10 protein-coding genes are annotated in these 11,207 nt (G+C 58.7%); 1 reads left to right on the top strand and 9 read right to left on the bottom strand.

What is annotated here, in order from left to right; all coding sequences use genetic code 11:
- Positions 1–92 precede the first annotated feature (92 nt).
- From AC2FLU_RS14855 to AC2FLU_RS14840, 4 genes are all read right to left on the bottom strand, one after another.
- The gene (locus tag AC2FLU_RS14855; RefSeq protein WP_496809501.1) at positions 93–905 is read right to left on the bottom strand and encodes a class I SAM-dependent methyltransferase; all 813 of its coding nucleotides are present in this window, start codon (positions 903–905) and stop codon (positions 93–95) included.
- A gap of 422 nt (positions 906–1,327) precedes the next feature.
- Complete coding sequence (gene tcuB / locus AC2FLU_RS14850; protein ID WP_496809500.1) at positions 1,328–2,407, bottom strand: tricarballylate utilization 4Fe-4S protein TcuB; 1,080 nt, start codon at positions 2,405–2,407, stop codon at positions 1,328–1,330.
- On the bottom strand, positions 2,397–3,791 hold the full coding sequence (gene tcuA, locus AC2FLU_RS14845) for an FAD-dependent tricarballylate dehydrogenase TcuA (RefSeq protein WP_480554977.1): 1,395 nt from the start codon (positions 3,789–3,791) through the stop codon (positions 2,397–2,399). Before tcuA ends, tcuB begins: the two co-directional genes overlap by 11 nt.
- Positions 3,792–3,802: 11 nt before the next feature.
- Positions 3,803–4,483, bottom strand: a complete 681-nt coding sequence (locus AC2FLU_RS14840) for a GntR family transcriptional regulator (RefSeq protein ID WP_480484186.1) — start codon at positions 4,481–4,483, stop codon at positions 3,803–3,805.
- 78 nt (positions 4,484–4,561) lie between these two features.
- Between AC2FLU_RS14840 and AC2FLU_RS14835 the strand changes: the two genes are divergently transcribed.
- Positions 4,562–5,626, top strand: coding sequence for an AbrB family transcriptional regulator (locus tag AC2FLU_RS14835; protein WP_480487417.1), 1,065 nt, complete (start codon positions 4,562–4,564; stop codon positions 5,624–5,626).
- On the opposite strand, the gene AC2FLU_RS14830 is transcribed toward AC2FLU_RS14835, so the two are convergent.
- From AC2FLU_RS14830 to AC2FLU_RS14810, 5 genes are all read right to left on the bottom strand, one after another.
- Positions 5,595–6,575: a D-2-hydroxyacid dehydrogenase family protein gene (locus AC2FLU_RS14830; RefSeq protein WP_480554978.1), complete on the bottom strand. Its 981-nt coding sequence runs from the start codon at positions 6,573–6,575 to the stop codon at positions 5,595–5,597. The two genes, AC2FLU_RS14835 and AC2FLU_RS14830, sit on opposite strands and share 32 nt — an antisense overlap.
- On the bottom strand, positions 6,572–6,808 hold the full coding sequence (locus AC2FLU_RS14825; RefSeq protein ID WP_480487414.1) for a hypothetical protein: 237 nt from the start codon (positions 6,806–6,808) through the stop codon (positions 6,572–6,574). The genes AC2FLU_RS14830 and AC2FLU_RS14825 overlap by 4 nt, the downstream gene beginning before the upstream one ends.
- A gap of 51 nt (positions 6,809–6,859) precedes the next feature.
- Entirely contained in the window at positions 6,860–7,948 is a 1,089-nt protein-coding gene (locus AC2FLU_RS14820) for a 4-oxalomesaconate tautomerase (protein ID WP_480607954.1), read from the bottom strand.
- 10 nt (positions 7,949–7,958) lie between these two features.
- Positions 7,959–9,989 (bottom strand): tripartite tricarboxylate transporter permease, encoded by a 2,031-nt coding sequence (locus AC2FLU_RS14815; protein ID WP_480554981.1) that lies wholly within the window; start codon positions 9,987–9,989, stop codon positions 7,959–7,961.
- A gap of 74 nt (positions 9,990–10,063) precedes the next feature.
- Positions 10,064–11,152: a tricarboxylate transporter gene (locus tag AC2FLU_RS14810; RefSeq protein ID WP_480554983.1), complete on the bottom strand. Its 1,089-nt coding sequence runs from the start codon at positions 11,150–11,152 to the stop codon at positions 10,064–10,066.
- Positions 11,153–11,207: the final 55 nt, after the last annotated feature.

Raw genomic sequence — 11,207 nt, 5'->3', positions numbered from 1 at the left:
TTAGGGCCGTCCTCATCGGAGCCAGCCAGCCGGGCGATCAGATGCTGCGTTTGCTCCGAGGTCGGCAGTGATCCCATTGGAGACATGTAGTTCTACACTGTTCGTACTGCCGAGATTGCCAAAGCCACCGCCACGTATGACCGCGGTCCGTCGTCATCACCGTCAAGATATGCGAGCCGGACAGCATCTTTGATTTTCGACTTCAGATCGCTAGGCCTTTTTGAAAGATAGGCGGGAATTGGGCCATCCTCTCCATCAAAGGGAACCCAGTAATCGTCGAACGAAGTGAATTCGGTTCGGATCATGATTTCTCCCTCCCGAACATCGGTAAAGCCCGCCGAAAAGGCGACTTGCTTTAGCTGTCCTGGCTGTCGGAGTGGGCGCGTGAAGTTCTTTTTCCTGAGTGCTTCAGCTCCTTCGTCCAGCACCGCAGCAGTGTCCAGAAACATTCGATTGAATACCAGACCTCCTCTGGCGTCCCACACAGCCGCAGAAAATTGAGCGCCGGGCTTGAGCACCCGAAAAATCTCTTTGAATGCGAAATCGGTCTCAGGGATGAAATCCAGCACAAGCTGGGAAAAGGCCTGCCCGAAATGCGCGTCCGGGAATGGAAGTGTTGTCAGGTCGGCGACACCGAATGTCGTGCGACTGTCCGAGATGCTTTTTTGGGCGTGCGCGATGTAGGCTGGGGAAATATCGACCCCTACGATTTGTGCCCGTGAGGTTCTGCGCTGCATCTCCGCGGTCAATGATCCGGTGCCGCAACCTGCATCGAGTATCGGGCCGCTGTCGGAAATTTCTGAAAAATCCAGAAAACCAGGAGCTAGAAGCCTGCTAAAGCGACCCATCTGCAACTCGTAGCCTGCACCAGTTGACGCCGCGAAATCGGATGTCTTTTCAATCATGAAAACCTGCCCAGCTGCGGGCATCCAAGTGCACCCACTCAACTAGTAGCACAACGCCACAATAACTCCTAACTTTGTCCGCTTTGTCCGCTCACCTACCATTTGCCGCCTAGTTCTAAACGTCCGGAATGTGCGGTAGGCTACGTGCCGCACATGCGAAAGACCAAAGCTCGGTCGACGGCAGCTGTGGGCTCTGACCGCCATTCGGTGCGAACCGCAGAGAATGGCGGCGGCGAGCCCAGAGTGCAAATTGCTGCGGTCGGCCCAAATACGTGCGAAGCGTGCGTCGCTGCCGTTGGTCCTACAATGGACGGCCCATTCCGGACGTTGACCGCCACTCGAAGTGCCGCAACGCAGAGTTCTTCACAATCATATTTGATCCTATTGCATGTTCTTTCTGCTCACTCAGACGCGACGGGCTGTTAACGGACCATGGACGCATCTCTTTTTCGTTGTGCGTCTCGGACCAGCGCCGCAAGCCGATAGAAGCCGTGTGCCATTTTTGTGTAGGGCGTCAGCAGGAAGAAGGTCAGGACCGATCCGAGGTGGATGGCCAGCAGTGCGGGCATCAGAGGTGTTGAACCGAGGGCGTAAAGAACCGGCCCGCTGAGCCCCACAAACCCGAGCAACAGGATGAAGCCGATATCCCCGCCCCAGGCCGACGGATCGCCGAGGTCTCGGTCTGACTTTAGCTTGAGCAGCGCCATCGCACCGCACCCCACCGTCAGCAGAAGCCCCCCGGAAATCCCGAACAGTTTCGGCAACGACCAGAACCCGTAAGGCGCGTACATTCCGAAGACATAGTGCATGATCGTCGCCACCGAGGTCGACGCAAAGCACAGCAGAAAACCATACATAACAGCGTGGTGGATGTGACGTCGGCCCTGACTGAACCGGTCTTCGTCCTCGAAGTTACAACCCTCGCCATGGCCTGCGGCCAGATCCTGCATCTTGCCCGCGCGTTTGAGCGCAACCGTCAGATCAGACATCTGGATCGGTTTGCCACCAACCTCTGCCCAATAGCGCCTCAGGCTGAAGGCGATACTGAACAGAGGAAGCAGGAATGCAGGCGCAAAGATCGCGACCATCGTGTTGTGGGACAGGACGGCATAAAACCCTTCGCCTCCACTGGAACCGATGGCGCGGGTCGCCCAGAACAACAGGGCAAATCCGACCACCAACGCCAGGGCGATGGCTCCGCCATGGGTGTGGAACCGGCGTGCCAGCGGCTGCGGCCAGGCGAAGCTTTCCCAACTGTCGCGCCGCACTTCAGCCAGCGCCTTGGGCAGGTTCAGGTCAAACGCGTGCGGGGCGGTGTACTGACAGGCGTAGTAACAGCCCCGGCAGTTGTGGCACAGGTTGGCCAATTGCGTGATGTCCCCATCCGAGAACGCGCGCGCTGCGTGCAGCGACGGGAAGACCGAGCAATAACCCTCGCAATAGCGGCAGGCGTTGCAGATCTCGGCCTGGCGGCGGGCTTCCTGAATAAGATCAGTTTGCATAAGCGGCGGCCTCTCGTCCTGCGATGCGTCCAAAGACAGTTCCGATGGTCATGCCAAAGCCCGCCAGATAGCCTTGCCCAAGGATGGACCCGGCCATCGTTTCCCCGGCCGCCCAAAGGTTTTTGATCTTGCCGCTTGGGGTCGAGCACCGGGCTGTCTCGTCAACCTTCAACCCAAGATAGGTAAAGGTCACGCCGGTCCGCATCGAGTAGCCGTAAAACGGCGGTTCGGTAATTGGGCGCGCCCAGTTGGTCTTGGGCGGGATCAGGCCCGAGGTCGCCACCCCGTCCAGTTCGGTCGGATGAAACCCGCTGGTGTCACCGCAGGCGGCGTTGAATGCGCTGACGGTTGCTTTCAGTTTCTCCGCGGGCAGGTCCATCATCCCGGCCAATTCGTCCAACGTGTCCGCCTTTAGCGGAGGGAACACGGACGGCATGAACAGGTTCAGCGATTTGGCGTCGATGATGGCATATCCCACCTGATCCGGCTGCGCCGCCACCAAACGGCCCCAGATCGCGTAGCGTTTGGGCCAGACGTCTTCGCCCTCGTCATAGAACCGCTCGGCATGTTTGTTCACGACGATGGAAAACGGAACGCAGTCCAGACGGGTGACGATGCCGCCGTCGAATTTCGGCGCGCGCCCGTCGATGGCAACGGCGTGGCATTGGGTCGGGTCGCCAACGCTTTCTACTCCTTGGTCCAGCAGATCAGACAGGACAACGCCTCGGTTGTAAGGCGTTCCCCGGATCAGGAAGTTCTTGGCAGGTTCACCCCAGGCTCGGGTGAGCCAATCCGTGTCGGCCTGAAAGCCGCCGGAGGCAACGATGACCGCCTTGGGCGCGATGCGATGAGACTGGCCTTCATAGCTATAGTCGACCCACTCGATCCGATCACCATTCAGTTCCAAATGCGTGACGGCGGCTTCGTACAGCACATCTACACCCAAACCTGCCGCCGTGCGGTAATAGGCATTCACCAGAGATTTGCCGCCCCCCATGAAAAACGCATTGGTCTGTGCCAATGACAATGTGCCGGAAAGCGACGGCTGAAACCGGACCCCGTGTTCTTGCATCCAGGGAAGGCATTCTTCCGACGTGCGGATCGCCAACCGGGCAAGATGTTCATCGGTTTTTCCACCGGTGACTTTCAGCAGATCCGAGAGGTATTCGTCTTCGCTATACGCCTCGACGAGCGGACCCAACGGGCCCGAATGCATGCAGCGAAAATTGCGCGTATGGCGTGAGTTTCCGCCGCGATAAGGTTTTGGCGCCGTTTCAAGGATCAGAACACGGGCGCCTGCCTCGGCTGCAGTCATCGCAGCGCAGAGAGCCGCATTGCCGCCACCGATCACAGCGATATCGTAAGCTTCCTTTGGGGTGGCCATATCCTGTCTACCTACTGGCTTTCGTCGATTGAGCGGTCGCGGTCCTGCAACGCGCGGATGCGCATCCGCTGCGCAGCCTGAATATGCGCGCGCATCTCTGTCTCGGCCGCTGCGCCATCGCGGGCCTTCAAAGCCGCCATGATGCGCCGATGCTCGGCCACTGCGGCCTCGGCGCGGTCGCTATCCAGCAATTGCGAGGGACCCAGGATCAACAGCGCCTTTTGCAAGGACAACATGGATTTTGCCAGAAATCGGTTCTTGGCCGCATCCAGAAGTGTTTCGTGAAAGATCTTGTTGATTTGGGCCGCATCGGGGCCAGTACCCGCCTCGGCCAGCCGGTCGTTCAGAACTTCAAGCTCGTCCAGTTCGACATCAGACGCCGCGCGGGCTGCCAGACGGGCCGCTGTCCCTTCAAGCACGGCGCGCATCTCATAGAGTTCCATGACCTCGGCGTAATCCAGACTGCGCACGGTGGCACCTTGCCGTGGCACATGCGTGACCAGCCCGTCGGCCTCCAACTGCCTTATCGCCTCGCGTACCGGGGTACGGCTGACGCCCAACCGTTCAGACAGCTCAATCTCACGCAGCCGGTCGCCGGGCAAAAGAGTGCCCTCGCGAATCTCGCCCAGCAGGCGCTGATACGCAGAATTGCCTTGTGGGCCAGGTTGTAACGGGTCGTCCTGAAGGGTCATCGCAGGCTCTCTTGTCATCTTGCGTCCAGTTGTATACACATGGATACATTATAAGTCAACGAAGCTGGAACGCTTACCTTGCACAGCCAAACTGATACCCCCTCTCTTCTGACGAAACGGGCCGTCACGCTCGGCCTGGCGGTGTTGGGCACAGGAGTATTTTGGGCGCTAAACCTGCCGCTACCTTTTCTGTTCGGGCCAATGAGCGCATGTTTGATTGCAGCTCTTGCGCACGCACCGATGGAAGGCTTTGGACAGGTCTCGGTTGCCGCCCGCACTATACTGGGCGTGGCGGTAGGGGCATCGATTACGCCGGCTCTGTTTGCTGAATTGCCAAAAATGGCCGCGTCAATTGCGCTGATCCCGTTCTTCATCCTGCTAATCGCGCTGGTAGGTGTGCCATTCTTTCGCAAATTCTGGGGCTTTGACTCCACAACGGCTTTCTACGCAGCCATGCCGGGCGGTTTGCAAGACATGATCATCTTTGGCACTGAGGCGGGGGCCAATCCGCGTACCTTGTCCTTGATCCACGGTACGCGCGTGCTGATCATCGTGACGTTGGCCCCCTTGTTCCTCACCGTGTTCTATGATGCCCAACTCACCAATCCGATTGGCGAGCCCGCGCACAACCTGCCAATACATGAATTGGCGCTGATGGTTCTGGCCGCCATTATCGGCTGGAAAGGCGGGGAGCGGATCGGCCTGTTCGGGGCGTCAATCCTGGGGCCAATGATCCTTACAGCCGCCTTGTCACTGGGCGACTTAATTCATACCCGACCGCCTCGCGAGGCCATCCTTGCAGCGCAGTTTTTCATTGGCTGCGGAATTGGTGTGAAATTCGTAGGTGTCACATGGGTCGAACTACGCCGGGTAGTGGCAGCGGGCTTCGCCTATGTCATTGTCCTTGCCGTCCTGGCAGCCACTTTCACCGCCGTTGTCACCACCTTGGGACTGGGCCAACCTGTCGAGGCGTTTCTGGCCTTCGCGCCCGGTGGGCAGGCAGAGATGACGGTGCTGGCCATCGTCTCGGGCGCGGATTTGGGCTTTGTGATCACCCACCATCTGACAAGGATCGTGCTGGTGATCATCGGTGCGCCCATCGCCGCGAATCTTATTCTGCGTTGGTCCAAACCTCGGGGTTGATCATGTGGATCGGAGCGCCTTCGGCATAGGCGTTCACCTGATCGAAAATATCCGCGAATTGCAGGTCGAACTCGTCTTCAGTGACAAAGCCGATATGTGGGGTCGCGATCAGGTTGGGATGTGACAAAAGCGGGTCGGTCGGATCAATCAGTGGCTCGGAATCAAACACATCAATCGCTGCTTTGCCGGGGCGACCGACGTTCAGCGCCTCAAGCAAAGCACCAGGTGCGATCAGCCCGGCTCGCGAGGTGTTCACAAACAGCGCCTCCGGCTGCATCTGTGCGAAATCCGATGCGGTGATGATCCCGCGCGTATCCGGTTTCAAGCGCACATGGACCGAGACAACATCGCTGCTGCCAAAGAACGCTTCACGGCTGGGCGCGACCTGTGCGCCATCCGCCTGCGCACGCGCCCGGCCTTCTACGGATGACCACCAGACCACATTCATCCCAAAGGCCTCGGCATAACTTGCAATGGCGCGAGCAATGCGGCCATAGCCATAGAGCCCCAACTGACGCCCCCGCAGCGTCTTGCCCACGCCCGCCTGCCAGTGCCCTGCTTTGACCGAGGCCATTTGTGCGGGCAAATCCCGCATCCCGACCATGATTAGCGCCCAAGTAAGTTCAGCTGCAGCATAAGACGGCGTTCCGCCGTGCATGTTTGAGCACAGCAGCACGTCTTGATCTGTACAGGCTTCGACATCGACATGCGGATAAACGCTGCGCTGGCTGATAAGTTTCAGGTTTGGTAATTTCTCCAGCAAGGCGCGGGTGACTTTGGTACGTTCGCGGAACAGGACAAGCACCTCCGCGTCATGCAGTCGTTCGGCCAGAGTGTCAGTTTCTTCGACATGATCCGTCCATAACGTCACCTCATGACCGGTGAGTTTCTCAAAACAAGGCAGGCCACGCAGCGTGTCAAACCAGTCATCAAGAATGTGGACCTTCATCGGCTTTCTATACCCTGCTCGGTGTTCAGTTTTCTTGGCGTCGGCACAAAATGACATGTGTTGAGAGCGGAAAGTGCATTGCGGACCCGTTCGCTTTGATCCAGCAGATGGTTGAACTGCTCATCGCAGCCAGCAATCGGTGTCGGGTAGTCCGCGATGTCCCGCCGTAGGGCCGACTGCGCCAACATGAGTTCCTGACGCGCGATATCGAGGCATTCCGAGTAGTTGTCCATCGTGTCCCTACCACTATGTATACAATAGTATACTATTTGGGTTGCACTTGATCAACTCCCGTTCCAAACAGACTCAGGCACATAAACATGCCCGTCCGCCAACTTGCGCGCGGTCCGCACCAAACCCGCCGCGTTCACTGTGAACCCGTCGGTGGTGGAAAAATCCACTAACACGTCGATATTGCCCGAGGCGTGTTCCAGAACGACTTCAGCCGGGCTGTTCGTGGGGCGATCCAGCAAACCGTCGGCGACGGTTCCGGGAGTCAAAGCGCAAGACGCCATGCATTGCGCGCCGGTGACCGCCATGGTCGGGTGGGTTTTCCACGGCATGAAATACCGCACTGCGAGCGTTCCGCCTTCTCTGGCCGGAGCAACAAGGCCGAACTTAGGGGTGACCGATTTGGACACATCCCCCATACCCATCCGCTGCCCTGCTTCGATCCTAACGGCCTCCATCCGGTCAAAGAACGCGCGGTTTGCGTCCAGCTCATTGGCGCTCTCATAGCCCGTCAATCCGAAGTCTGTGGCGCGGGCGATAGCCATCGGCATAGCGACATCCATGCAGGTCAGTTCGACGCCCTGAACTGCATCGCGCAGGTTGCCCGTAGGCAGGAACGCTCCGGTGGCCGAGCCCACCACGCCCATGAAACTCAACTGCACCGGCGCTGAATGACCGGGAACGCCGGCGATCTCCGCATCACCCTCATAGGTCAATTCGCCCCCGGGTGTATTCACCTTGGCCACGATCCGAGCCCCAGTGTTGACGGCCCGAATGCGAACTTCAGTTTCATCACCCTGCGGTTTGAACAAGCCCATCTCGATGGCAGCAGGGGCAACGCCAGACAGGATATTGCCGCAAGTGGGTTTGAAATCGACCAGCTTGTCCTCGACCGAGACCTGCGCGAAGAAATAGTCGATATCGGCCCAGTCATCCTCGCCGACCGACAGCATCGCGACCTTTGTGGTCACCGCCGCGCCGCCGCCGATGCCGTCGATGTTCAGCGACTGCCCGGACCCAAGAGCGGCGATCAGCACCTCGGCCAGCGCGTCCAGATCCTCAGGCAAATCCGAGCGGCGGAAATACGGGCCTTTCGACGTGCCGCCACGCATCAAGATATAAGGGATTGCGGTTTGAGTCATTTTGAACCCCTCACTTCAACGGCCAGGGCAGGCTGACCATGTCCTGCAACAGACCTGGCGGGAAATCGCGGTTCAGAGCGCCCGCCATCAGGCACATGAACCCGATGCCGCAGGCGGTCAGGATCAGAGTCATCTGCCAGCTGGACCCGGCGCGGATACGGAGAAAGGCGATCAGGAACCCTATTAGGGCGAGGATGAAGCCCACCACCCACGTGGCCGCGATCAAACTGGCGAACCACGCCAGAGTGGACCACAGACCGTGGGGTGCGCTGGCGTCTTCACCGGCGATTTCCTTGTCGGAAAAGATCACGTCGCCTTCGGGACGTCGCATCATCTGGATCAGAAGGATCACGCAACAGAATAGCGAGACGCTGCCGATAACCAGCGGGATGATCTTGTCGGTCATATTGTAGTCGGGGATCATGTTGGCGTTGACCAATGCGACGATCAGATAGGCCATGATCACCAGCAGAAAGATAAGCGGCGCGCGTTTGGTACCGGCCTGAACATCACCCTCGGCCATGATCATCTTGGCCTGCCGGATACCCAGAATGACCGAAACAACCGTGACCACGATCAGCACGATGACGATAGGGCTGAAGACATATTCCATCCCCTCGCCAAAGCTTTTGCGGAACCGGAATGAGGCGATCTGGAACGCCTGATTGGTGAACTTCTCAACCGGGTTCGACAGAACGAAACCGATCAGGAAGGCCGGGCGCGACCAGTCGAAACGGCGTAAAAAGATGCCGATCAGGCCGATCACGAACAGGGCCAGCAAGTCTTCGAAGTTTTGGCCGGATTGGAACGCCGCAAAGCTGATCAACATGAACAGGAACGGCGCCAGATAGGTGAAGCGGATCGTGGTCAGCTTGGCGATCCCGCCCGATGCCGCGATGCACAGGATGGTCCCGACGACGTTGGCCAACGCCAGCAGCCAGACGATCGAATAGGTGATGTCGAGATTGTCCTTGAGCATGCTCGGACCGACCTCGATATCGCCTGACCCCAGCAAAGCCACCGCGCCGATGAAGATCGCCATCGAGCCTGAACCAGGGATGCCAAACAGCAGAGTTGGCACCAGCCCTCCACCCTCTTTGGCGTTGTTCGAGCTTTCCGGGCCGATGACGCCGCGCACTTCGCCTTTGCCGAAATTGCTCTTGTCCTTGGTGGATTGCACCGAGTGACCGTAGGCGATCCAGTCGACAACCGAGCCGCCGAGGCCGGGAATGACTCCAACAATCACGCCAATGATCGAACAACGCACCGACAGCCATATATTTGCGAACCAGTCTTTGACGCCGTCCAGCCAACCGGCGCCCAGTGAGGCCCCCTTGGCAATCGACCGATCTTGACGCAGCAGCGATACGATCTCGGGCACCGCAAAGATACCCAGGCCAACGATGACCAGCTTCAAACCGTCCGTCAGATAAGGAATGTCGTAAGTTGCCATGCGCAGCGAACCGCCTGCATCCGCCTCACCAATCGTGCCGACCATCAGGCCCAGACCGGCGGCGGCGACTCCTTTCAGCGGGATCCGCCCGGCCAAAATGGCGACCATCGACAGGCCGAGAATTGTGATCATCAACATCTCGGGCAGGCCGAAGGCCAGAACGATGGGTCGCGCGATAAGTATGAACATGGTCAGGAAGGTCGCGCCGACGAGCCCTCCGAATAGGGACGAGGAAAAGGCTGCTGACAAGGCCCGTGCAGCCTCGCCCTTTTTCGCCATCGGAAAGCCGTCCAGCACGGTGGCCTGCGAAGCAGAACTGCCGGGGATGCCCATCAAGACGGACGCAAACGTGTCCGAGGTCGGCACCACCGCGACCATCCCGATCATCAGCGCCAGACCAAGGATCGGGTCCATTCCGAACATGAAAGGCAACAGCAGGGACAGACCGGCAATACCGCCAAGCCCCGGAAAGACGCCCACAGCCAGCCCCATGACGACGCCGAGAATGAGATACCCCAGAACGATGGGTTGCAGGATCAAACCCCACGCGTCACCAAGCGCAGGTAGAGCGGTGGCGAAAACCTCCATAGCGGCCGCCTTTCATAAACTGTTTTGTATGTAGAGAAACGCGCGCCCTTCGTTGGGCGCGACGACGTGTCAGCTTAGTTCAGCTCGACGCCGTAGGCCTCTTTCAGCCAGTTCAGGACGTATTGCTTGGCATTGTCATCCACATTGGTCGCCGTCTGCAGAGCAGATTTCGAGCCGTCGCCGACGAACACCGGATACTTGCCGACGTGCTTCGAGGAGATATCAGCAAAATCACCCCGCTCGGTCACTGCTTGAAACGCTGCGGTATAGGCGTCGACGACCTCTTGCGGCGTGTCACCGGGCAGGAAGGCCAGCTTTTGAACCGGGAAACCTGCCACGAAGAAGGCTTTCCATGCGTCCCATGCCTCACCACTGGTTTCGCAGCCATCGGTGGCCTCGCAGACCTCCTTGAAAGTCGGAATGTCCGGGAAGGTCGGGTCACGAACGATATTGCCATCAGCATCCAATGCGCCCCAAGTCATCATGGGAACGGCCTGACCGGCTTCGACCAGCGGGACCGAACCACCCAGATAGCCCGAGGACGTCTGGTAATCTATATTGGCTTCACCACGTTCAAACATCAGCCGACCATCCCCGCGGCCTTTGATCCCAAATACCGGTTCCACATTCATACCCAACATCTGCCAGGCCAGCAGAGGCACAAGGTCCAAACGGGTTGCACCCTGCGAGCCGTAGATGAAATTGGTGTCCTTCAGCGCATTGGCAGAGCCGTCAAACTTGGCTCCGTCCTCGGCGTTCAGATACGCAACACCACCCGTTCCAGATGCCATTACCGGAATCCAATCGTTGTATTCATAGCGTACGCGGGGATCGCTCAGCAGATACGGGAACTGAGTAGACCCGGACGTGCCAAACAACAGGGTACCGTCATCATGGCTTTTTTCCTGAAACCAGTTCGCGCCTTTGGTTGATCCCGCGCCCGGCATGAACTTGACCACCACAGTCGGCTGACCGGGCAATGCCTCGGATAATAGTGGCGCGAAGAAGTTGGCCCATTTAGCCGACCCGCCCGTTTCCGAGAACGGAATGACCCATTCGATGGTCTTGCCCGAGAAATCGACCTCGGCAGCGGCAGGTGCAGCGAATCCGGCAGCGGCGATCAGCCCCACGACGGCACGACGAGTGAAGTTGGAAATGGCCATTGGTTCCTCCCTGTTAGACCAGACAACCACGTCGGCGCCCTCCGCGCCACCGTGA

The organism is Ruegeria sp. SAZD013, assembly GCF_059612525.1.
This window is presented reverse-complemented; position numbering and strand designations above follow the sequence as displayed.

Bases quoted from the DNA above. Each gene is read 5' to 3' on its own strand.
- AC2FLU_RS14855 (WP_496809501.1), bottom strand. From the start codon at position 905: ATGATTGAAAAGACATCCGATTTCGCGGCGTCAACTGGTGCAGGCTAC.
- tcuB (WP_496809500.1), bottom strand. From the start codon at position 2,407: ATGCAAACTGATCTTATTCAGGAAGCCCGCCGCCAGGCCGAGATCTGC.
- tcuA (WP_480554977.1), bottom strand. From the start codon at position 3,791: ATGGCCACCCCAAAGGAAGCTTACGATATCGCTGTGATCGGTGGCGGC.
- AC2FLU_RS14840 (WP_480484186.1), bottom strand. From the start codon at position 4,483: ATGACCCTTCAGGACGACCCGTTACAACCTGGCCCACAAGGCAATTCT.
- AC2FLU_RS14830 (WP_480554978.1), bottom strand. From the start codon at position 6,575: ATGAAGGTCCACATTCTTGATGACTGGTTTGACACGCTGCGTGGCCTG.
- AC2FLU_RS14825 (WP_480487414.1), bottom strand. From the start codon at position 6,808: ATGGACAACTACTCGGAATGCCTCGATATCGCGCGTCAGGAACTCATG.
- AC2FLU_RS14820 (WP_480607954.1), bottom strand. From the start codon at position 7,948: ATGACTCAAACCGCAATCCCTTATATCTTGATGCGTGGCGGCACGTCG.
- AC2FLU_RS14815 (WP_480554981.1), bottom strand. From the start codon at position 9,989: ATGGAGGTTTTCGCCACCGCTCTACCTGCGCTTGGTGACGCGTGGGGT.
- AC2FLU_RS14810 (WP_480554983.1), bottom strand. From the start codon at position 11,152: ATGGCCATTTCCAACTTCACTCGTCGTGCCGTCGTGGGGCTGATCGCC.